25 protein-coding genes and 1 tRNA gene are annotated in these 20,291 nt (G+C 56.6%); 14 read left to right on the top strand and 12 right to left on the bottom strand.

From position 1 onward, the window contains the following. The 7 genes from RCI_RS09385 (at position 1) to RCI_RS09365 (ending at position 4,321) form a co-directional block, all read left to right on the top strand. Positions 1-552 carry a 3-isopropylmalate dehydratase small subunit gene (locus tag RCI_RS09385; RefSeq protein ID WP_048199208.1) on the top strand — a complete coding sequence of 184 codons (552 nt, stop codon included), beginning with the start codon at positions 1-3 and terminating at the stop codon, positions 550-552. Continuing rightward, positions 552-1,694 (top strand): isocitrate/isopropylmalate dehydrogenase family protein, encoded by a 1,143-nt coding sequence (locus RCI_RS09380; RefSeq protein WP_012036192.1) that lies wholly within the window; start codon positions 552-554, stop codon positions 1,692-1,694. Before RCI_RS09385 ends, RCI_RS09380 begins: the two co-directional genes overlap by 1 nt. Positions 1,695-1,937: 243 nt before the next feature. Next, positions 1,938-2,252, top strand: a complete 315-nt coding sequence (locus tag RCI_RS09375; RefSeq protein WP_012036191.1) for a hypothetical protein — start codon at positions 1,938-1,940, stop codon at positions 2,250-2,252. A gap of 184 nt (positions 2,253-2,436) precedes the next feature. Then, complete coding sequence (locus RCI_RS16300) at positions 2,437-2,670, top strand: hypothetical protein (RefSeq protein WP_231844820.1); 234 nt, start codon at positions 2,437-2,439, stop codon at positions 2,668-2,670. Between the two features lie 233 nt (positions 2,671-2,903). Beyond that, a complete protein-coding gene (locus RCI_RS17020) occupies positions 2,904-3,098 on the top strand; it encodes a hypothetical protein (RefSeq protein ID WP_158308903.1) in 195 nt (64 codons plus the stop codon). A 5-nt stretch (positions 3,099-3,103) separates the two neighbouring features. Continuing rightward, entirely contained in the window at positions 3,104-3,478 is a 375-nt protein-coding gene (locus RCI_RS09370; RefSeq protein WP_158308902.1) for a desulfoferrodoxin family protein, read from the top strand. 60 nt (positions 3,479-3,538) lie between these two features. After that, the gene (locus RCI_RS09365; RefSeq protein WP_012036188.1) at positions 3,539-4,321 is read left to right on the top strand and encodes an ATP-binding protein; all 783 of its coding nucleotides are present in this window, start codon (positions 3,539-3,541) and stop codon (positions 4,319-4,321) included. 461 nt (positions 4,322-4,782) lie between these two features. On the opposite strand, the gene mgtE is transcribed toward RCI_RS09365, so the two are convergent. The 5 genes from mgtE to RCI_RS09340 form a co-directional block, all read right to left on the bottom strand. Then, complete coding sequence (gene mgtE, locus RCI_RS09360) at positions 4,783-6,114, bottom strand: magnesium transporter (protein WP_012036187.1); 1,332 nt, start codon at positions 6,112-6,114, stop codon at positions 4,783-4,785. A gap of 86 nt (positions 6,115-6,200) precedes the next feature. Then, positions 6,201-7,235 carry a metal ABC transporter substrate-binding protein gene (locus tag RCI_RS09355; RefSeq protein WP_012036186.1) on the bottom strand — a complete coding sequence of 345 codons (1,035 nt, stop codon included), beginning with the start codon at positions 7,233-7,235 and terminating at the stop codon, positions 6,201-6,203. 26 nt (positions 7,236-7,261) lie between these two features. Then, positions 7,262-8,092 (bottom strand): metal ABC transporter permease, encoded by an 831-nt coding sequence (locus RCI_RS09350; protein WP_012036185.1) that lies wholly within the window; start codon positions 8,090-8,092, stop codon positions 7,262-7,264. Positions 8,093-8,094: 2 nt separating this feature from the next. Beyond that, entirely contained in the window at positions 8,095-8,832 is a 738-nt protein-coding gene (locus RCI_RS09345; RefSeq protein ID WP_012036184.1) for a metal ABC transporter ATP-binding protein, read from the bottom strand. A 12-nt stretch (positions 8,833-8,844) separates the two neighbouring features. Next, complete coding sequence (locus RCI_RS09340) at positions 8,845-9,285, bottom strand: formylmethanofuran dehydrogenase subunit E family protein (RefSeq protein ID WP_048198392.1); 441 nt, start codon at positions 9,283-9,285, stop codon at positions 8,845-8,847. 102 nt (positions 9,286-9,387) lie between these two features. Here RCI_RS09340 and RCI_RS09335 point away from each other — a divergent pair, with 102 nt between their 5' ends. Then, a complete protein-coding gene (locus tag RCI_RS09335) occupies positions 9,388-9,828 on the top strand; it encodes a nucleoside 2-deoxyribosyltransferase (RefSeq protein WP_012036182.1) in 441 nt (146 codons plus the stop codon). Between the two features lie 38 nt (positions 9,829-9,866). On the opposite strand, the gene RCI_RS17510 is transcribed toward RCI_RS09335, so the two are convergent. Together RCI_RS17510 and RCI_RS09330 are read right to left on the bottom strand one after the other, a co-directional pair. Further along, the gene (locus tag RCI_RS17510) at positions 9,867-9,989 is read right to left on the bottom strand and encodes a hypothetical protein (protein WP_269446470.1); all 123 of its coding nucleotides are present in this window, start codon (positions 9,987-9,989) and stop codon (positions 9,867-9,869) included. Positions 9,990-10,095: 106 nt separating this feature from the next. Then, positions 10,096-11,004: an AsnC family transcriptional regulator gene (locus tag RCI_RS09330; protein ID WP_012036181.1), complete on the bottom strand. Its 909-nt coding sequence runs from the start codon at positions 11,002-11,004 to the stop codon at positions 10,096-10,098. Between the two features lie 181 nt (positions 11,005-11,185). Here RCI_RS09330 and RCI_RS09325 point away from each other — a divergent pair, with 181 nt between their 5' ends. Both RCI_RS09325 and RCI_RS09320 read left to right on the top strand, forming a co-directional pair. Next, positions 11,186-11,833: a DUF2225 domain-containing protein gene (locus RCI_RS09325; RefSeq protein WP_012036180.1), complete on the top strand. Its 648-nt coding sequence runs from the start codon at positions 11,186-11,188 to the stop codon at positions 11,831-11,833. 555 nt (positions 11,834-12,388) lie between these two features. Beyond that, positions 12,389-12,460: transfer RNA gene (locus RCI_RS09320), tRNA-Arg, on the top strand. A 254-nt stretch (positions 12,461-12,714) separates the two neighbouring features. Here RCI_RS09320 and RCI_RS09315 read toward each other — a convergent pair. After that, the gene (locus RCI_RS09315; protein WP_012036179.1) at positions 12,715-13,419 is read right to left on the bottom strand and encodes a PIG-L deacetylase family protein; all 705 of its coding nucleotides are present in this window, start codon (positions 13,417-13,419) and stop codon (positions 12,715-12,717) included. Between the two features lie 95 nt (positions 13,420-13,514). Then, the gene (locus RCI_RS09310; RefSeq protein WP_048198390.1) at positions 13,515-14,507 is read right to left on the bottom strand and encodes a GAF domain-containing protein; all 993 of its coding nucleotides are present in this window, start codon (positions 14,505-14,507) and stop codon (positions 13,515-13,517) included. 395 nt (positions 14,508-14,902) lie between these two features. On the opposite strand from RCI_RS09310, the gene RCI_RS09305 reads away from it, so the two are divergent. Together RCI_RS09305 and RCI_RS09300 are read left to right on the top strand one after the other, a co-directional pair. Next, a complete protein-coding gene (locus RCI_RS09305; RefSeq protein ID WP_012036177.1) occupies positions 14,903-15,352 on the top strand; it encodes a hypothetical protein in 450 nt (149 codons plus the stop codon). Positions 15,353-15,449: 97 nt separating this feature from the next. After that, a complete protein-coding gene (locus RCI_RS09300) occupies positions 15,450-16,115 on the top strand; it encodes a flavodoxin family protein (RefSeq protein ID WP_012036176.1) in 666 nt (221 codons plus the stop codon). Between the two features lie 27 nt (positions 16,116-16,142). Here the strand turns inward: RCI_RS09300 and RCI_RS09295 are convergent, their stop codons facing one another. Continuing rightward, on the bottom strand, positions 16,143-16,703 hold the full coding sequence (locus RCI_RS09295; protein WP_012036175.1) for a S26 family signal peptidase: 561 nt from the start codon (positions 16,701-16,703) through the stop codon (positions 16,143-16,145). A 345-nt stretch (positions 16,704-17,048) separates the two neighbouring features. Between RCI_RS09295 and RCI_RS09290 the strand changes: the two genes are divergently transcribed. Next, a complete protein-coding gene (locus RCI_RS09290) occupies positions 17,049-17,702 on the top strand; it encodes a hypothetical protein (protein WP_231844819.1) in 654 nt (217 codons plus the stop codon). Positions 17,703-17,716: 14 nt separating this feature from the next. Here RCI_RS09290 and RCI_RS09285 read toward each other — a convergent pair whose 3' ends face one another. Continuing rightward, complete coding sequence (locus RCI_RS09285; RefSeq protein ID WP_048198388.1) at positions 17,717-17,956, bottom strand: hypothetical protein; 240 nt, start codon at positions 17,954-17,956, stop codon at positions 17,717-17,719. Between the two features lie 264 nt (positions 17,957-18,220). Between RCI_RS09285 and RCI_RS09280 the strand changes: the two genes are divergently transcribed. After that, on the top strand, positions 18,221-19,288 hold the full coding sequence (locus RCI_RS09280; protein ID WP_012036172.1) for an NOG1 family protein: 1,068 nt from the start codon (positions 18,221-18,223) through the stop codon (positions 19,286-19,288). Between the two features lie 46 nt (positions 19,289-19,334). Here RCI_RS09280 and RCI_RS09275 read toward each other — a convergent pair whose 3' ends face one another. Further along, complete coding sequence (locus tag RCI_RS09275; protein ID WP_012036171.1) at positions 19,335-20,258, bottom strand: presenilin family intramembrane aspartyl protease PSH; 924 nt, start codon at positions 20,256-20,258, stop codon at positions 19,335-19,337. Between the last annotated feature and the right edge of the window lie 33 nt (positions 20,259-20,291).

The following is a 20,291-nucleotide window of genomic DNA, read 5'->3' as shown; positions in this document are numbered from 1 at the left end:
ATGAAGGTCTGGAAGTTCGGAGACGACGTGGACACCGACGCAGTGATCCCCGGCCGTTTCCTCATCATCAACGATCCCAGAGAGCTGGCGAAGCACGCCTTCGAGGGCGTCAGGCCGGAGTTCCGGGAAAAAGTGAAGCCGGGCGACGTCATCGTCGCGGGAGAGAACTTCGGCTGCGGCTCTTCGAGAGAGCACGCCCCGCTGGCGCTGAAAGGCGCCGGAGTCAGGTGCGTCATCGCGAAGTCTTTTGCGAGAATATTCTTCAGGAACTCCATCAACATCGGCGTCACCCTGCTGGAGTGCCCCGACACCGATAAAATATCGGAGGGCGACGTTCTTGAGATCGACGAGAAGAAGGGCGTCATCCTGAATAAGACAAAGAAGGAGAAGTACAGGGTCACCCCGGTGCCCGAGTTCCTGGCGGAGATCGTCCAGAGCGGCGGGCTGATCGAGTACGCCCGCAAGATGGTCGACTCCAGGAAGAAGCCGGCGAAGAAAGCGGCGGCTGCGGCGGGCAAGAAGAAGCCGGCCGGCAAGAAGGGGGCTCAATAATGGTTTCCTATAAAGTACCGGTCATCGCCGGCGACGGCATCGGCCCCGAAGTGATAGCAGAGGGCCGTAAAGTAATCGCAGCAGCCCAGGAAGTCTACAACTTCGACGTCGAGTGGATCGACATGCCGTTCAGCGCTGATCACTATGTGAAGACCGGGGAGACGATCAGCGAATCCTCGCTCAAGGAGCTCTCGAAGTACAGGGCGATCTTCCTCGGCTCGATCGGCGACGACAGGAAAGTCAAGCCTGGCGTGCTGGAGAAAGGCATCCTCCTCACCATGAGGTTCTACTACGACCAGTACGTGAATCTCAGGCCGGTCAAGCTCATGGAAGGCGTGGAGACCCCGCTGAAGGGCAAGACCGCGGCAGACATCGATTTCTACGTGGTGAGAGAGAACACCGAGGACTTCTACGTGGGCATCGGCGGCCGGAGCAAGAAGGGCACCAGCAAGCAGGAACTCGAGGTCATCAGGCAGATGTACTCCGTCAAGTTCGGCCTCGACGTGGAGACCGACAGCGACGAGATCGCCTACCAGCTCGGCGTCGTCTCTAAGGAGGGCGCGAAGCGGATCATCGAGTACTCCTTCGATCTCGCAAACTCGAGGCCGAAGAAGCACCTGTCCAGCGTGGACAAGGCGAACGTCCTGACGGACATCTACGGGTTCTGGAGAGAAGTCTTCACCGATACAGCGGCGAAATATCCCGATGTTAAGACGGACTTCAACTACGTAGACGCCGTAACTATGTGGTTCGTCAAGAACCCCGAGTTCTTCGACGTAGTCGTGTCCCCTAACATGTTCGGCGACATCATCACCGACCTCGGCGCCATGATCCAGGGCGGCCTCGGCCTCGCCCCCGGGGGCAATATTAATCCGGAGGGCACCAGCATGTTCGAGCCCATGGGCGGCTCCGCTCCTAAATATAAGGGTCTGAACAAGGTCAACCCCATAGCGACGATCTGGGCCGGCGCCATGCTGCTGGAGCACCTGGGAGAAAAGCAGGCGGCAGCAGGCATCGTCGACGCCATCGAGCAGAACCTGAAAGAGAAGAAGATCAGGACATACGACCTCGGCGGCTCTGCGGGAACGTCAGACGTCGGCACCGATATAGCGAGAATCGTCAAGCAGCAGGGGCGCCAATAACTATGCGCCTCTTTTTTTATCTGGAGAACTACTCTCTGCCCTTACAGGCTCACGAGAGCCGGCGAGCGAAGTATCGTCGATCGGTAAGGCCATAACGCTTAAGTATTCTACGGCACACAAATCAAAATATTACCGGATAGTATTCAGGCGTAAATATGAAAACAGGATATATCCACGTCATTGCAGCGATAATTACCATAGCGGCTGGTATCGCCATATTGAGTTATTGCGCTAACGATACAGGTGAAAAGGACGAATCCAGCAACTTCAAGAGTACACTGGGGTGGCCTGGCCGATGAAATCGCAAGAAATGATTCACGGTTCAGAGAACTGATAGGTAACGGCAGTAAAGTCAGCGGCATAATTGGGGAGGGAACCTACGCCTACCTGTACTATGACGCTCATGGTAAAACATACAATGTCAGCATCGACCTCAAAGATGGGGCTGTCACGTCCATCGAGGAGGTAAAGGACGAGAAAACGCTGCGATTTCTGCAGAATGCGAGAAGCCTCGCGGTGAGCGCGAGTAATACTACCCTGAGCCAGACAGCCCCCTGAACGCCATCATAATCGTTCTTGTGTAGCCGACTGGAAGCAGTCCGTAGCATAAAGATCACAGATTCTCAATATTCCCGCGCCCTAAAACAGTTGAACAAGCGGTCGCCATCGTCGAACGACATACTGATTATGTCGTTGTCGCCCGGCTTGCGTATCCGTACCCGGCAAAATGAGAGGTCGGGGAGTGCCCGGAGATCTTGGAGACTTTTCTCAGGGGGAGGTCAGGGAGGTCAGGAGGTCTGAGAGGAGGAAGGTTAGGAGCCGGAGGATTGGGAGGGGAAAATCGATTGTTGGAAATCGCCTTGAGAACGCCTGCATTCGCAGGCGTTCAACAGGCGAATATCCGGGCAAAGGAACTGTCAAAAATGGTTCAGGAAAGATTCATGGACGAAAAGGGTATTATCAAGTAGGGGTATGAAAAAATGAAAGTTGGCCCTGCGTGAGTCGAAAATACCGCCAGGCACGCCAAGAGGCCAAGCACTCGCCTTATGAAAAATGTGGTATTCAGGTAGAGGCTATGAAAAATTAATAGTTGGCCCTGTGTGAGTCGAAAATACCGCCAGGCTCGCCAAGGAGCCAAGAGCGCCAAGAGCCAATTTTTCATGGAACGCCAAGTTTTTTGGCGATATTCTGATCCTGATCACAAAGACCTTGGCGAGCTTGGCGGCGTTTTCGACCTATGCGGGGTCAACTTCTAATGTAACCATGGGCCACATGAGCAAGGAGGTGCCGGGAATATGTGACGCCAGCGCAGCGATCGGCCACGTTCACGGGTTTACATGCAACTTGTTCCGCCCGATCTGTCGGGCACTCTTTTCCCGTCCCGGCACAATCTTCAACCAGTGATCAGAATGGGATGGAAATGGATTTTACTGCCATGCCTGGCACTTGTACTCTTGCTGGCAGCCTCGGGCATAGCCAGCGCTGACAGGGCTGAAGTAGACGTGGACGCTCCGGATACGGCGAGGCCCGGGGAGACCGTTCAGGTAAAGCTGAATGTGCATCACGAGGACTCGGCGCCGGGGCATTACGTGGACAGCGTGAAGCTTTACGACGGTGACAGGCTGCTGAAAGAGTGGACTTATGACAATAGTAACTTTGAAAGGGCTGAAGAGTGGTCGGTCACATATACGGGCAGCTTCGACAGGGACGTGAATCTCCGGGCGGTAGTGAACTGTAACCTCCACGGGGGAGAACCGGATACTGAAGTTATTATAGTGCGGTGAACGAGAGGCATGATTGCAGGTGCGAAAAATTTTTTACCCGCATCATCGTAGAATCTCGATATGAAGATCGCCATATGCGGAAAGGGCGGCAGCGGCAAGAGCACGATCACGGCGCTGCTGGCGAAGAGCATGGCCCGGCGGGGCCGGAGAGTGCTGGTAGTGGATATGGACGAGTCCAACCTCGGGCTTCCCTTATACCTCGGCATGAAAGGGCACGACAGCCTCCTGGCACAGCTCGGCGGTAAAGCGGAGTACGGCAAACGAGCCCAGGGCGCCCGGCTATCGGGAAAGAGCATCTTCGACTCGAAGTGGAAGTTCGAGGACATCCCGGCTGACATGGCGGGGGAGAAAGACGGTATCAGGCTCCTCTCCGTGGGCAAGATCCAGAAGTTCGGGGAAGGCTGCGCCTGTCCGATCGGCACTCTTTCCAGGCAGTTCTTCGACAACCTGATCATGGACGAGAAGGACGTCGACGACATCAGAGATGTCGTCATTATGGATACGGCCGCCGGCGTAGAGCATTTCGGGCGGTCGGTCGAGAAAGGCTTCGACTACGTCATCGCCGTGGTGGAGCCCGCTTACGAGTCGGTGGTGCTGGCAAAGCAGATCCGGGACATGGCCTCGGGCCACGTCAGCCGGACTCTATTTGTAGTGAACAAGGCTGACGCCGAGACCAGAGAAACGATCATCCAGGCCCTGGGCAGCGAGGACGTGGCAGCCGTATTGCCTGCGGACAAGAGCCTGCTGAAGGCCTCGGTCACGGGCAGCGAGCTTACCATGGCCGTAAAAGAGATCGATGATCTGGCGGATATGCTCGAAAGAGATCACTACCAGAGCAAGTAATTTTCAGGAGGTCTCGTGGTAACTGTACTGTGAATAGGAGGTTGTTTCTGTGTGGGTGAACGTACACGAACGCTGCACTGCGCCTCACCTGATCACATAGGCTCCCCCGAGACAGCAAAACGAACGCTGCGCTGTGCTAATCCTCACAGATTCCACGGATTGCGATTGATTCCACAGATTCCCTCTGCTGAATCCACAGATTACTACTCGATATCACAGAAGGAATACTCTAATACTATTCGAACACTGATAGCAATCATAAAAGCACTCGATCAGAAAATTTTAGTTAATCTGTGGAATCGAGCGTCATCTGTGCAATCGGTCGAAATCTGTGGATTCTGTTTCAATCTGTGGCATCTGTGAGGTTTTGCACAGCGCAGCGTTCGTCTTGCTGTCACACCATACCCAAGCAACCAGAGAACGCACGGCACAGCGTTCGTCTTCCCGATCTCTTACAGCCCTCACAGCTTCAAATACCACGTAGCGAAACTCAGGTACACAAACACCCCGATGACGTCCGCGATGGAGGTGACGAGTGGCACGCTTGACGATGCGGGGTCGAGGTGGAAGCGGGTCAGGAGGAAGGGCAGGGACATGCCGATGAGGGAGCCGATGACGACGACGGCTATCATGCTGAGGCCGATGACGACGGCGAGGTCGGGGCCGCCGCGGTACAGGCCGAGGAGGGAGACGACGATGGCGAGGGTCATGCCGATCAGTAGCGCCACCATGGTCTCTTTGACCAGCAGTGCCAGCCAGTCCTTCACTATCACGTCTCCCGTAGCGAGGGCACGTACGACCAGTGTGGCGGACTGTGCTCCGGCGTTGCCGGCGCTGGCGACGATCAGGGGCATGAAGAAGACGAGGACTACTGCTGCGGAGATACTCCCCTCGTACATGGCGATGGCCGCGCCGGTGAAGACGTTCATGATGACGAGGATGAGCAGCCAGGGCACCCGCTTCTGGTAGAGGAGCCAGGTGCTCGCGTCTTTCAGGCTCGTCTTGATGACGCCGACGGAACCCAGCTTCTGGAAGTCCTCGGTGGTCTCTTCCTCTATGACGTCGAGGACGTCGTCGAAGGTCACCGTCCCCACCAGCCTCTTTTCGCTGTCCACCACCGCGATCGCAGGAAGGTCGTAGTCAACTACGATCCTGGCCGCCTCGGCCCTGGTTTCCGAGGTGTACACGAAGGCTTCCGGGTCTCTCGCGAGGTCTCCCATGAGCATGTCGGGCTTTGCTTTGATCAGGCTGCCCAGAGTCACGTAGCCCTTGTAGACGCGCTGGTCGTCGGTGACGAAGATCACCTGCATCTCGTCGGGCCGGAGGGGCGTGGCGTGGAGGGTGGATAGCACATATCCGGCGGTCCTGCTCGCTTTTGCTGACAGGTATCTCGAGGACATGATCCTGCCGGCGGTGCCCTCGGGGTAGCCCAGGATCAGGTTGACCGACTCCCTCGCCTCAGGGCTGAGCGCCCGCAGGAGCTTCTTGGTGACGATGGCGGGCAGTTCCTCGAACAGGCGGGCCCGATCATCAGGGTCCAGGCTCTCCACCAGCTTGATCGTCTCGGGGTCGCCCATCATGTCGATGAGCCGGGCCTGGTCCTCCACGTCCATCAGCTCGAAGAGCTGCAGTGCCTTATCTTTGGGGAGAAGCCTGAAGGCAGGCACCATCTGGCGGGGGTCTATGTCCCGGAACAGGTCGCTCAGCTCTACTCTGTCGAGGCTGTTCAGGTAGTCCCGCAGCTCTCCCCATCGTTTGTTTTCAAACAGCTCTTCGAAGGTAGAGTCGGGCATCTGAAACATCCTTTTATCAGAGAGATATAGGCGTACCTGCTATTATAGATTGGGAGCTAAAAAAGAAGAGGATGGCAGCGCAACTGCTAACGGCGACGTTTGCCGGCGGCTGCAAGACTGCCGGCAGCAAGTCCGGCGAGGATCGCTACGGCGCCTGCGGGCGTCGTTTCAGCGGCAGCAGGGGTCCTTTCCTGCTCTAAAACCAGCAGCTTGTTGTACTTGAGCACATCGGCCATGGTCGTCGTGTCAGGCACCGAGCCCGGGAAGTTGGTGAAGATCACCCGTTTCGCGTTGATGCCCTTGTCTTTCAGCGCCTCCTCCACGCCCTTGGCGAGCTCGGTGGACTGCATGTTCTCGATAACATATTTTACATTCCGGTACTTCTCGGGGTTCGCGTTGATGTCATCAACCAATTTCGCCGGAGTCTTGGTGCCGTTCATGACGAACTCGGGGGCGAAGAAGTTGACCACTTTCATGCCGAGCCAGTTCTCGACCGGGTCTTTCTGCCAGAACATGACGATGACCTCGGTCTGGCCGAGCTGCTCCCGCTCTTCGGCGGTCGGGCCGGCGGCGTCGAACGTTTTCACGTATTCGACGTACCGCTGCTCGTAGTAGTCCTGGTTAGCCGGGTCTTCGGCGACGAGCCAGCCCTTCACTTCTGCTGCAAGGGCTTTCGACTTCTCCGGAGTGTTCCAGCCGGCGCCCGGGGCGGCTGACTCCACCCAGGTAACGTTACCGTAGCCGTTGGCCTTCATGAAGTCGTTGACCGCGGGCATATTGTACGATACGTCGTTGTTATCGCCGTAAGCCACGAACAGGTCGGCCGTCCGGATGAACTCTCTGTTGAGCTGGAGCCGGTTGGGCAGGATGTCTGCCTGGAGGTGCGGGCACATCGTCGGGTCGGCCACCGAGATGGCCTCGACTTTCTCCCCGCCGATGAACTGGACGGGGTCCTGGAGAACTGAGGTCGTGCACACGACTTTTAGTTTCTCGTCTGCCTGCTGGGCAGAGCAGACAGGAGCTATCATCTCGTCTGCCTGCTGGGCAGAGCAGGCAGGAGCTATCAGTGAGATCGATAGCAGCACCATCAATAGAATTGAGGATAATCGCCAGTGTATCATACATATGAAGTAGTAACACTTAATATTTAATTCTTATTACAGGTTATCCGTCTTTTTGTAGATAGTATTACAGACAGCGCAAATACGAAAGTGAAGGCCATCCCAATGAGGGGCCCGATCGGCAGGTTGTACTCAAACCCCGCGAACACTCCGGGTATGCTAACCGCCAGTGCCACCAGCGGGGCCACGATGAACATGCCCCGGACGTTGAAGCAGAACTGGTAGGCGATCGCGGCCGGTACCACGAGCCAGACGTAGATGATCAGGCCGCCTACGATGTTGATGCTCAGCGCGACGGAGACGGCGATGATGAAGAGGAGGGCGTAGTAGACCAGCTTCGTGCGGATGCCGGAAGCCTCTGCGATCTTCATGTGGAACATCAGTGACAGGATTTCCTTGTAGAAGACCACGATGAACAGCACGGTTAGCAGGGAGACCAGCCCCAGCAGATAGATCTCTTCCCGGTAGAGGGAGATCAGATCGCCGAACAGGAGCCCTCCGGCCGAGATGCCTTTGCCGGAGTACTGCATGTACGAGATAAAGAAAACAGCGACCGCCATTGACATCGCGAAGAGGACGCCCAGCGTGGTGTCGGCCGACATCTTCGCCCTCTCACTGACCGGCCCGATCAGGGCAGCGACGCCCAGGCTGAAAATGACTGCGGTCAGGATCGAGTCCATGCCCAGAAACAGGCCGATCGCCGCTCCCGCGAAGGCGGCGTGGGACATGGTGAAGCCCACGGAGGAGATGTTCATCCTCGCGATGATGACCCCCAGGATGCTACAGGAGATCGACGCGAAGATCATCGCCTCTACCGCGTGGCAGACGATGTTGTTGGGGATGAGAAACTCGAGCACCTTCAGTTCACCGCCACGGCTGAGCGGCCGATCGAGAAACGGACCACGTCCTTCACTTCGGCGGGGGCGCAGGTAATGTCGCCCTTGACCTGGCCGTCCTCCATGATGATCATACGGATGTCCCGGTCCGGCAGGTCGTCGAACGCGTGAGAGACAATCACTACCGGCGTGCCTTTCTCCACCAGGCCGCTCAGGATGCCGGAAACGAACTCCCTCGCCTGAAAGTCGAGGTTGCTGAAAGGCTCGTCCAGCAGTAGGACGTCCGGCTCTTTGGCCAGGTTCTGGGCGATCAGCGTCTTCTGCTGCTGGCCGCCGCTCAAGGTTCCGATCGGCTTGTGCGTCAGGTCTTCGATGCCCACGAGCCGGATGGCACGCTCGGCGGCGTCAAAGTCTGCCTTTCCCGGGCGACGCAACATGCCCAGCCTGCCGTACCGGCCCATCATGACGGCCTGCTCCACTGTGAAGGGAGTGAACGGATCGAAGGAAAAGTTCTGGATGACGTACCCGACTCGTTTCCTCACTTCGCAGCCCGCCCTGCGGACGTCGATCCCGCATACCCTGGCACTTCCATGGGTAACCCTGACCATGCCGTTGATCGACTCGAGCAGCGTGGTCTTGCCCGCGCCGTTGGGGCCGCCGATGATCACGAACTCGCCTTTGCCGATCCGCAGCGAGAGGTCTCTGATGACGGGCCGATCGCCGCCCTCGTAAGCCGTGTAGATGCCGTCCAGCTCGATCATGGAGGACCTTGCCTACTGGGAGCTGACTTCGAACAGCTCTGTGTCGTCCATGCGGTACATGTCGACGGCAAGCTGCTCGATCTGGTGGAAGTAGTCCTCGCCCCGGGGAGGGAACTTCAAAGGCTTCGGCCTGATCACCATCTTCTTCCCTTCGGCGGATGTAAACTCGCACGCGATCGAGTCGCTGACCCGCAGCTCGAGGTTCCTCTTGCCAGTGGTGCAGCCGCTGCCGATCTGGACGCCGTCGGCGAGGCACGACTGAGGCGGAGTGCCAGAGCAGCCGACCACGGCGTGCATCTGGAAAGCGTCGTCGCAGAAATACTCTCTAGCGTACCGGCCGATGCGGTATCCGAGGACGATGTACGGGCCGAGGTGACCGTGGAAGGCGGCCAGATCTTCGATGGAGTACTCCCTGTCCATGTGCGTATATTTACAGCCTGGCATGTCGTGCATGCGGATAACTCGTCTTGCAAAAGCTTAAATCTTACTATTTTCATACGATTTAACACGTTTATAAAAAACGTGTTAAATAATCAAACGATACTCGATGATATTATGAGACTATTCCTGGCAGGGCCGTTTTTCGACGACGAAGAGGTAGAGAGGCTGGATAAAGTGAAGGCCAGGCTGGAAGACCTGGGCTTCGAGGTATATAGTACATCTCACAGGAACCAGAGGATAGACCTGAGGAAGCCGGAAGAGAAAAGCCGGCGGTTCAGGCTCCTGTGCGAGGAGATCCGGAGGAGCGACGGAGTATTCGCCGTACTCGACGGCAGGGATGCCGGTACTATCTGGGAGATGGGATATGCTTTCTCGGCGGGGAAGCCAGTCATAGCCTTCGCCGAGGAGGAGGGCTTCTTTTCCCTGATGATCGACCAGTCAGCCACGTATCTGGTTGGCTTCGACAGCCTCGACCGCAGGCTTTACGAGTACCTGCAGGCCCGAGACATCAACTCCACCCCGAAGTACACCGGCCACATGGTCGACGATTACTGAGATAAGGACGGGCCCGGCCGGGCCCGCCGGTTACCCCATTACTTGTGCTGGCACTTGCAGTCATCCGGGGCCATGCCGCATCCGGGGCAGCGGCCCTCCTTGAGTGGCTCTCCGCACTTGCAAGTCAGGCCTGATCCGTCTGGAGCGATGTGGTCTTCCATGATAAATCACCTGCACAGGTATCTACCGGCCTGGTTATATTACAGCAAGCAGACGATTTACGAATTATGTGTCTTTAGCCGCAAAGTTGCCGGGAACCGCCGGCGGCTATAGCCCCCGGAGCGAATCGGTGCTGAACACCGCCTCGATGACCTTCCGCCTCACCAGCAGATCGTTTGAGACTATGCGGGAGGGCAGTGTGTAGAACGTCTCCCCGACCGCTTCGTGGCTTTTGAGGTTTTTGAGGTCGTCGTAGATGTCCTTCCTTGTCTTGCCATACACGTCGATGACGACGCCGTCCGGCGCGTCCAGGCGCAGCATGTTCCACTTGTTCTCGATGCTGTCTACGATAGTCTTTCGATCGTGCTCGTCCCCGCCCTTGAAAACGATGTAGAGGCGGTTAGAGGTCATGCCCTGGAACATGCCGGGCTGGATGACGATCGTGTGGGAGAACGCGCCTCCGGTCAGGAGCTTTTCCATGCGCCGGTTCAGCGATCGCTCCGGAACTCCGAGGTCCCGGGCCATCTTATCCTCCGCTGCCCGGGGGTCGTCCATGAGATACTCCACGATCTTCCAGTCCTGGCCTGTCAACTGCACAGATGGCACAGGCTCGTGCGGCTGGAGAATACTTGTAATCCTCGACGGGCTGACCTTCGCCCGGATCAGGTCCACCGTGTCCCTGAGGTCCTGATCATCCCGGAACAGGACGTATGCCGAATAGATTTTGCTCGTGGTCTCCACGATCTGGGTGATCCGGTCGACGGTGCGCAGCGCCCTGACGTCTTTCTGCTTACAGTAGGAGCGGTAAGCCTCCGCCAGGACAATCGCCGGCCTGCAGCCGAACAGCAGGGGGCTGACCCTGGTGCGGTACTCGCTGATCACGCCTGCATCCCACATCAGGAAGACGCGGTTGATGATGACGCCTTCGGACACCCCTAACTCGGCAGCCATGGACTCATAGGAGAGCCGGGCGTTTCTAAGCAAGAGACCCAGTATACGGAAGTCGAGCGCGTCCACTGATGACCACTAGTGTTTAGATTAGATGCTTAAGGTATAAAAAATTAATGAATAATCGTGATGGTTTCACGAATTCGGAATCTACATGTGCTTGCACGCATCAGGCCCTTCAGACCGCCACTGTGCGCTTCACCGGGGCGGCTGCATAGGTTTTTAACCCTTAGAAACTTAAATTCATGGCATGACCACCGTTCAGCCTCATACCTTTACCTGTCCGCTCTGCAACAACGTGTTCGAGACCAATCTGGTCACATCCAGCAACTCTTTCGGGCCGCTCCACTCCGATTTCTACCGGGAGGCCGCCGGAGCGCAGCCGGTCTGCAACTTCGCCCACACCTGCACGAACTGCGGCTTCTCCGGCTTCGACGGTGACTTTGCCTCCCCGCAGGCTTTCACCGAGGAGTTCAGGCAGAAGGTGGCCGACGTCATCACCCCTGAGGTCAGGGCCAGAAAGATCGAGACTAACGGGCACTATTACCTCGTGGCGCTATGCGCCGAATGGCAGGGCGCCACCCCGCTGGCGCTGGGCCGGATATACCAGATGGGCGCGTGGTGCCACCGTACCAGAAACGAGCCGGAAAAGGAGAAATTTTTCCTCGCCAGGGCGGCGGAGTTCTTCGAGAGGGGCATTCAGGCAGGGGAGGCGCAGGGAGAAAATAAGGCGCTCTACACGTATATCCTGGGCGACCTGTACCGGCGCCTCGGGAACCCGGATATGGCAAAAGAGTGGTACAGGAAGGCCATAGAGACCGTCAGGATCGGCGGCGGAGACCCGAAAGTGGCCGAGATCGCAGAGCGTCAGCTCGCAGACCCGAAGGACATACTGTAAAAGAAGTTTTTTCGCAGGCCTCTTGATGAGGCCTGCTGCAAATACCCCTCCAAAATTTGGAACTGAATCGTGATCGTAAGAATTGTGCAAAGTAATGCGGGGCCCGCCGCGCTCGCATCTGGGGGTTAATTCGGGGGTATACTAAAGACAGCCGCGCGATTGCCTTTATACGGTTGCCTTGCGCGAGTATGAGCGGTCCGCGCCCTTCGCACTACAAGCTGTTAATAGTCAGGTGAATATAAAACGATACTTGCCATTGCAGAAATTTTAAAACTTTACAGTAGCTCGGATGGGCAATTGTAGCTTTATCGTACGTCTGATTCCTTTAAAGTACCACTTATTAAGGCTTATATCATTAACATGCTAAAAATTAGGCTTGTTTCGTGTTATTACCGAATAATATCAGGGGGACTTGAGCAGCCCGGGATGCTTGCCAGAGCACCCCCCAGAGCGGTCCCAGGCCATATCCCCCGCCTGCGCCATGGCGGCGATAAGTTTATGTAATGATGAGCACATTATGTGGAACGCAACTTCCGCGCCGTTTTACAGAGACGTGCCCCGATAGGGTAGTGGATATCCTTGAAGCCTGCGGAGCTTTAGACCTGGGTTCGAATCCCAGTCGGGGCGCTTTAAAGTTTTTCGAAAGGCCGTCGGAAAACCTTTTTCCAAAAAAGGTTTTCCTGACACTCGACACCGAAGCAAGCCCGAAGGGCATTAAAAAAGGTTGTTTTGGAGGGGTGCAAGGGGAACCTTTTACCAAAAGGTTCCCCTGTACACCACTCATCATCAATGGCTTCTCGAATGGTTCCCCTGTACACCACTCATCAGCAAGATCTCCTCAAATGGTTACCCTGTACGCCACTCCTGAGCAGCTTTGAGGGTTACTCGTTATGGACTTCCACATCCGGGAAGGGCAGCGTGCTGAACGCGCGCATGACCCGGTAGTTGACCGCCCGGGAGAAGGCCTCTGCGTACTCGATCTCGACCTGCATGCCCCTGTACCTCGCGGTGGCTTCCTCCCGCTCGATGAGGTGCTCTATGCTGCCGAGGTGTTCGACGCCCTCTTTCTCGTACAGGCTCTTGTGTTCTTTCAGCGCCTTGATCTTGGTCTCGAAGGTGCTCCCGATGTCGACGTAGATGTCTGCAGTGGAGTTTACCCCGCTTGAGGTCTCGGAGTAGTACAGGCAGGGCACCTTGTAGGGCTCATGCCTGGTCTTGACCTCTCCCACCCTCGCGAGCAGGCAGGCGCCCAGGACTGCCTGGGACAGGGCCCGGTGGTCCGGGTTGTAGTCGGTGGGCTGGTGGGTGATCACTATGTCGGGCCTTGTCGACCGGATAAGCTCGACGATCTTGTGTACGGTCTCGGTGTCGTTCTGGATCTCGCCCTCCTCGAGGTCGAGGAACATGGTTTCGCAGCCCAGGACTGTGGCTACCCGGGTTGCCTCTTCCTGGTTCTCTTCGCAGGAAGACACGCATATTACTCTGTTTCCTGCTTTGGCGAGCTTTGCCAGCGTGCCGCCGCACTGGTACGGCATATCAAAAGGATCGGCGTGGGCACCGATCGCTAATACAGTAAGCTTTGCCATGTATAATGCTCCTGAAATATTCTTATGCAGATATGTCGTTTGAGCTATATAAGTGCATGGCGATGATACCGGGGACGACAGACAAGGCCGGGCAGTTATCTGTGGGCTGTTGCGGCGGGTTTCCCCTCCCGTTCCTTAGCCTCGGCGATCATCGCGGATACGGTCCTCGCGATCAGGTTGAGAGTATCCATGCTCTGGTCGGAGAAGTCTCTGGCGCTCAGGTTAGAGTCGAGGATCATCGAGCCGAGGAAGTGTTCCCGGTCCATGAGAGGCAGGACTACCACGGACTTGATGCCCAGCCGCTCGATCATGTGCCGGTTTGCTGTGCACAGAGGATTTTCCTTGGTGTCCTCTACTATCAGGGGCTTCTTCGTCTCCATCACCCTCCGGGTGAACAACTGCTCGTCTTCCGCTGAGATGCAGGTCATGCGGTCTTCGCGCCTTGTCCCTTTTTCCGTTTCCCGTTCCGGCCACATCGCCTCGACAGGAGTGAAGGAGCGGTCCTTTTCGTCGTACAGGACTATGTCGCACCGGTTGGCCATGACGACCCGGGGGATGCTGGCAGCGATGGTGCTCAGCATCGCCGGCAGATTTGTGACTCCCCGTGTGGTCGCTCCCGTCCTTCCCGAGAGGTCGCGGACTGTCACCACACTGGAGAGCAGCCTGCCGCTTTCATCCCGGACGGGATGGCTGGAGTAGGAGCCTGTGAACTCCCTGCCGGTATCTCTGCGCTTCATGATCAGCTCTTCGTCCCGGTAATCCATGCCTCTGCCCGCCCGGGCGAGGGGGACGTCGCTGGCAGGCACTGCCCGCCCGTCAGAGTACCGGGCTTCGAAGACCGCCGGGTCCCTCATCATTTTGATGCCCTCGTCGGGTGAGCTGAAGCCGAACATCCTGGATGCGGCCGGGTTCATGTAAGATACGGTTCCTGAGTGATCGAGGGCGATGATTCCGTCGTCGGTATTGCCCAGTATGCCCTCCAGGAATCGCACCCGGTCCTCGCATCCCGTTTGGCCCGCCCTTTCTCCCGGCTTCGCAGCACCCTTTTCGCGAGTAATGCCCTCTCTTGTTTCTACGTCGTATTTCATGTCAGACACTCCACTGGTAATGTTAATGCTGATAAGTGGTTTAATAAGACCATTTATTATTCATTCACAAAATTTAATGATGAATTTATTATATTTTATAAGGTGATCTGCACCCAAGGCTAATAACTGTGGTGTTATCCTTTTCACCAGCGCCAGTTACTGTGCTACCTTCGAACTACAATCCTCAGCAGCACGTATATGAACATAATTATAATATGATTAATATAATTAAAATAGGGGAGACGTAAGCCGATTTCAATAATCGGCATGCGTAGGCCTCAAACCTGCATTTTCCGCGGAAAACGCACGCTATAACGATCACAACCGCGGAGGGCCAGTGTCTTTTCCGTGATGCGATAACACAGGTTTAAAGAACATAAGGGGACACCTATGACTTGAAATCCGTAAAATCGGAGAAGGTTAAAGCCATGATGACCCAATTTGCTACCACCCCCAGGACTGTACTGACATATAACATCACTGAGAACATCCGCAAGGATCTCGAGCAGAGCGTCAAGCAGATCGAAAGTATCAAAGTGGTCAAGTTCTCCGACAGGCTAAACACCAGAGGCGTCTACGTCTGCACCGGGGACGACGACGTGCTGGAAGAGATCGCCCCGACGCCGTTACAGGCATGCGGACTGGTGACGATTATGAACGGCAAGTTCGTGCTGATCGAGAGCGGGGGAGAGACCACGCTGCACTTCGCCAACGCGAAGTCCGAAGACGACGTCATCGACCAGGTACACGTCCTCTCAGAGGACAACGGGCTGGCAGACGGCATCAGGAAGTACAAGAGTATGATCGGTAAGCTCGAGCCGTTCAGCAAGGAAGTGATGGCCTGAAGGCCGTCACAGAAGCCTTATTTTATCAGAGTTGCACATAATTCGGAGTATGCCGGCACCATAAGTGCTATATGCGCAGAAGTCTACTTTTATAAGTATGAAGGTCACCGGCATCATCGGCAGCCCACGGGGCAAGAACAGCTCGACGCTGCGGCTCATGGAAGCCGCCATCGAAGGAGCCTGTCAGGAGGGGGCGGATACCGAGATCATCGATGCCACCCGGCTGCGGATCGGCTTTTGCAAGGGCTGCGGCGCCTGCTACCGCCGGGGCAGGTGCGAGCAGGACGACGATTTTTCCTACGTGATGGAGAAGATGCTCAAGGCAGACGGCCTCATCCTGGGCAGCCCGTCGTACATGGACGGCGTCACCGGCCAGATGAAGACGCTGATGGACCGCATGAGCGATGCCATCCACTGCCAGCAGTTCAGCGGCAAGCACGGCATGGCGGTGTGCACCACGGGCAGCAGCGGCGCTGAACTGGTCGCAGACTACATGAACAAGTTCCTGGTCAGCTGCGGAGCCACCGTCGTAGGCAAAGCCGTAGCCGCCATAGGCCAGCACCCCGGCTCGATCAACGATGCCGTCGAACAAGCATACCTCCTGGGCAAAGACCTGGTAATAGCGATCCGGGAGCGGCGTACCTACCCCGAGCAGGAGGCTGTCCACAGGAGGAACCGGGAAGTGTTCGGAGAGTCGATCAAGGCCAACAAGGAAAAGTGGGCCCACGACTACCTGTACTGGGTACAGAAAGGATGGGTTTAGAGCCCCTGATCGTGGATTATCGCTAATTTACAGGTTCGGAGCCAGCGTCTTGAGATACCCGAGGTAGGGCACCCTGAACTTCACGACCCCGTGGACCCACTCTTTCCTCACAGGATCGTTATAGCTGACGCTGCCGGCCTGGTCGTAGACGCCCCGGTTGTTGTCGCCCAGGGTGATGTAGCCTTCGTGAGGGGCCGCCGGGCCGCCGGGCCACATGGGCTCGGACTCGTTGACCCACCGGATTGCCCTGTGAATGATCATGGACCGGGAAGTGTCCCCGTGTGGGTAATACACGATCACGTCGCCGTACCCGTTATATGTGATATAGTCGGTGGCGATGGACTCTTCGTAGGTTTTGACCGGAGAGCGCTCGATGCTCTGCAGCAGGACCAGATCACCGGCCTGCAGGTTAGGCAGCATGCTCGTGCCGATGACGGCCGCCTCAGGGGGCCAGGTGCCCGCGTACGCATAGAGGATCAGCGCGATCAACGCCACGATGGCCAGCGAGAAGATGAGGTCCTGAGCGAAGCTGTAAATTTCAGGATGCTTTTCCTTGAATTTTTTTATCCAGTCACGTAAGCCGGCCATGAGAAAATGCTCCTGTAACAATCGTTATGGTGCTAAGTTAACAAGCCGTTTATATAAATATTTTATCCGGCACGTAGCCCGCCGGCAGGGGGCCACGGCTGAAAAAATCGGACTGCTGTGGCCTGGTGGTATTAACGTACCTGTCTGGAACTAGAGCCCTTACCCGGGTTCGCTGGCGCTGGCAATCTTTACCGGGCCGTGACAGGCTCACACCGCCGGAGTTAACATATTTACGATAAAATAAGCCCGCATAGGTTAGATTTTTCTATTATGTGACCGGTAATAAATAATGCGATCGCATGCCATATATTTATATAATAAAAAGTTGACAATATAATGATTGCTATGGCAGCAAATGCGAGGCTATCCAGGAAAGTCCACATCGGCGGCACGATTGACAGAGATGTTGCAGACTGGCTCGAGAGGACGAAAGGCAAGGAAAAATTTTCCACTCACCTGAACAATGTTTTACGGCAGGCCATGGAAGCCGGCACGACCAGTGAAGAGAGGGTCCTTCAAAGCTTTCAAGGCACCCTCAGCAACATAGAGGGGAAAATAAACGCACTTCAGGACCGGCTGAAAACCATCGAGTCGGGCGCTAAACAGGTCAGGCCGGAGGTCAAGCGCGGCAGAGGCAGGCCCAGGAAGATCAAGGCTGTCGATCATGTCAGGATAGGCGGCAAAGAGGTAGACACGCTGGCCACGGAGTACGACGTGCAGAGCGACATCAACTGGTACCTCAGCCACGACAAGTACAAGAAGATCAAGCCCGAGCCGCTGGTGAACGCCTTCGACTTCGTGGTCGGCAAGTTCGACACCGGCAAGCCCATCACGATCAAGACGATCGAAGAAGGGTATGACAGAGGCCAGATTGGCGTGCCCTTCCCGACTTTCAGGCTGTTCTACTTCCCGCTGATCCGGGACAGGCTGATGGAAAAGAAGATCATCGAGAAGGTGGAGAAGCCCGGTAAGAAGGGCGTCTACCAGAAGCGCACGTAAAACGGGAAATGGGGTTAGTCTTCCCCGGACTCCCCGGCGTCTTCCTCGAGGCCGCCGCCTTTCTCCAGCTCGTCGCCGATGCGGATCAGCTCCTCCCCGAGCTTGCGGGCGTACCGGGGGTTGAGCTTGAACCGGCCGATCTTCATTTCCTTCCGGACCTTGGCTATCTCGATGAACTGTTTGCCATACTTGTCCACGTCCATGCGGATGGTCATCTTCCAGCCGCTGCCCATATTGATTTCCCTTTCTTCCATTACACAATCCCCTCGGTTACAGGCGGCAAATCGGTTACACTGGCCGGGGTCGCTACCACAGGTGCATGCCGCCCCGATCATATTATAGTCATTCTTGAAACATATTATTCGGCCCGGCGCTGTGCACAGCGCCGGGCCGAATAAAAAGTTTCACAAAGGACTATCATAATCCGGCAGCTATATTATATGTTGCCTGTACGGTACTACTCATTATAAATACAACCTGCATGAAGAGGATAGGCGAGCGAAGCAGAGTGATCACTTATGATATTTGAAAAGATCAGCACCATACTAACCGCCGACGAGCTGGTGGACAAGGCGTTCTCCCGCTCTGTCCGGGCCGGCAGAGGCAAGATTGGCGGAGAATACACGGATAAGAAAGAGATCGAGGAGTCGATGGTGCTGACAGCGGGCAACATTCTCGGGGACAACCTGCGCAACGCCGTCAAGGACTGGCCGAACCTGGAGAGGATCGAGCCATTCTACAGGGACCTCACCGACATCCTCGTAGGCGTGGACGAGCTGCGGAAGAGGCTCGCCTCTGTGAGCTGGGCCTCGGAGAAGACGAGGGAGATTTCCCGCAAGTACGTGGGCATGATCCGGAAGAGCCAGGATCCCGTACTGCTGAGAAAGCAGGCGTTCGCCCGGATGGCGTCCATCGTCTACGACGTGGACAAGGACCTGCGCTTCCTGAACGACGCCCGGAATAAGTTAAGGCAGCTTCCCGACATCAAGGATGAGCCCACCATAGTCGTGGCCGGCTACCCCAACGTGGGCAAGTCCAGCTTCACCGCCGCGGTCACCGGGGCGAGGCCGGAGATCGCCCAGTACCCATTTACCACAAAAGGCATCATCATCGGCCACTTCACCAGAAACCGCATCAGGTATCAGGTAATCGACACGCCCGGGCTGCTCGACCGCCCCCTGGAGAAACGAAATGACATCGAGCTCCAGGCGATCGCCGCGCTCCGTCACGTCGGCCACGTGCTGCTCTTCATCATCGACCCGAGCGAAACCTGCGGGTTCACCCTCGAAGAGCAGATGAAGCTGCTCGAAGAAGTCCGGGACACCGTGAAGATGCCGGTGCTCACCGTGGCCAACAAGATCGACGTGGAGCACTCGAAAGCCGACGCGGACATGGAAATGTCGACGCTGAAAGGCGAGGGCGTGCTCGCCGTGAGGGACCGGCTCGCCGATATGCTCGAAGAGATACTGAAGCCGAAGCCGCCAGAGGAAAAGAAGAGGGAGCAGGAAGAAGAGGTCCACCAGATTCCCCCTTCCCGCAAGAAGAGGAAAGTCAAGACAGAAGAAGCCGGCGAAGACAAAAAGTAAAGTCACGGCCGGATCGCGGCCGCTTTTTTATACAGTTTAAAATGGTTTAAAAGAAGGGGTTGATCCCCGCAGCGAGGCAGCCCAGCAGGAACCCGGCTATGGCGCCAGTGCACAGGAAAGGCAGGCCGGCCTGAGGCTTGCCCTTCATCACGAAGTACATGAGGACCGCGTAGCTGACCAGGGTGCCTAAGATTACGCCGATGGCGGGCACGTTGGCGAACCCCAGGACCTTCGGCGCTTCAAGGAAGGCGCTGGCCGATACCGCGAGCACGGTGGGCATGACCGCGTCGCCCAGCCCCATGAAGTAGGCTTCCCGTTCCTTGCCAGGCTCCAGCTTCTGCGTTCTGCTCCGGACGTACGAGTAGCTGAGCTTGCGGGGCAGCACGAACAGGATGGGCAGCTTCAGGTCCATGACGCCTTCGGCGAGCTTGATCATGTGCTTGGTCTTGTACACCGCGATGAAGTCGTACACCGCGAGCAGGACGAGCAGGATGATGGTGGGGATGACCGAGAGGGATATGCCGAACAGGGCGCTGGCCCCGGCCGCGACCATGATTCCCACCGCGTCGACGATGTACCACTCAGGGTAGACGACCATGAGGGCCGTGAGCAGGATGGAGATGATGATGGAAGCCGCGAGGATGATCTCCCAGCCGTACTGTGGTGGCGGCAGCAGCATCGTGCCCATGCCGAAGAGCACGTATATGAGGGTGGAGAAGACGGCGAAGATCATGAAGAGCTGGATAATCCACTTCATGTTGAACTTGATGATGAGGAGCAGGACTGCGCTGAAGAGGATGATGAGGACGATGTAGAAGACCGGGTTCCAGACGCTCTGCGGGTTCTCGAAGGCCTTCAGGTCATAATAGTCGGTCAGCGGAGCTACAAGCAGCAGCGAGAGGATTTGCACTACCAGCATGAAGATTCCCATGCCGACAGGCCCGGCAAGATCAGTGAGTCGCAGCTTCAAACGTTATCACACTACCTTTCCAATAAGCGCTAA

This window comes from Methanocella arvoryzae MRE50 (assembly GCF_000063445.1).
GTDB lineage: Archaea > Halobacteriota > Methanocellia > Methanocellales > Methanocellaceae > Methanocella_A > Methanocella_A arvoryzae.
Note: the sequence above shows the minus strand (reverse complement) of the source record. Positions and strands in the feature narration are given on the sequence as shown.

What these genes read in the sequence shown, in the direction of transcription:
- RCI_RS09370 (WP_158308902.1), top strand. Translation starts at nt 3,104, where the DNA reads ATGGGATGGAAATGGATTTTACTGCCATGCCTGGCACTTGTACTCTTG.
- RCI_RS09355 (WP_012036186.1), bottom strand. Translation starts at nt 7,235, where the DNA reads ATGATACACTGGCGATTATCCTCAATTCTATTGATGGTGCTGCTATCG.
- RCI_RS09380 (WP_012036192.1), top strand. Translation starts at nt 552, where the DNA reads ATGGTTTCCTATAAAGTACCGGTCATCGCCGGCGACGGCATCGGCCCC.
- RCI_RS09340 (WP_048198392.1), bottom strand. Translation starts at nt 9,285, where the DNA reads ATGCACGACATGCCAGGCTGTAAATATACGCACATGGACAGGGAGTAC.
- RCI_RS09285 (WP_048198388.1), bottom strand. Translation starts at nt 17,956, where the DNA reads ATGGAAGAAAGGGAAATCAATATGGGCAGCGGCTGGAAGATGACCATC.
- RCI_RS09325 (WP_012036180.1), top strand. Translation starts at nt 11,186, where the DNA reads ATGACCACCGTTCAGCCTCATACCTTTACCTGTCCGCTCTGCAACAAC.
- RCI_RS09310 (WP_048198390.1), bottom strand. Translation starts at nt 14,507, where the DNA reads ATGAAATACGACGTAGAAACAAGAGAGGGCATTACTCGCGAAAAGGGT.
- mgtE (WP_012036187.1), bottom strand. Translation starts at nt 6,114, where the DNA reads ATGCCCGACTCTACCTTCGAAGAGCTGTTTGAAAACAAACGATGGGGA.
- RCI_RS09335 (WP_012036182.1), top strand. Translation starts at nt 9,388, where the DNA reads ATGAGACTATTCCTGGCAGGGCCGTTTTTCGACGACGAAGAGGTAGAG.
- RCI_RS09315 (WP_012036179.1), bottom strand. Translation starts at nt 13,419, where the DNA reads ATGGCAAAGCTTACTGTATTAGCGATCGGTGCCCACGCCGATCCTTTT.
- RCI_RS09280 (WP_012036172.1), top strand. Translation starts at nt 18,221, where the DNA reads ATGATATTTGAAAAGATCAGCACCATACTAACCGCCGACGAGCTGGTG.
- RCI_RS09365 (WP_012036188.1), top strand. Translation starts at nt 3,539, where the DNA reads ATGAAGATCGCCATATGCGGAAAGGGCGGCAGCGGCAAGAGCACGATC.
- RCI_RS09290 (WP_231844819.1), top strand. Translation starts at nt 17,049, where the DNA reads ATGGCAGCAAATGCGAGGCTATCCAGGAAAGTCCACATCGGCGGCACG.
- RCI_RS09385 (WP_048199208.1), top strand. Translation starts at nt 1, where the DNA reads ATGAAGGTCTGGAAGTTCGGAGACGACGTGGACACCGACGCAGTGATC.
- RCI_RS17510 (WP_269446470.1), bottom strand. Translation starts at nt 9,989, where the DNA reads ATGGAAGACCACATCGCTCCAGACGGATCAGGCCTGACTTGCAAGTGC.
- RCI_RS09345 (WP_012036184.1), bottom strand. Translation starts at nt 8,832, where the DNA reads ATGATCGAGCTGGACGGCATCTACACGGCTTACGAGGGCGGCGATCGG.
- RCI_RS09300 (WP_012036176.1), top strand. Translation starts at nt 15,450, where the DNA reads ATGAAGGTCACCGGCATCATCGGCAGCCCACGGGGCAAGAACAGCTCG.
- RCI_RS09295 (WP_012036175.1), bottom strand. Translation starts at nt 16,703, where the DNA reads ATGGCCGGCTTACGTGACTGGATAAAAAAATTCAAGGAAAAGCATCCT.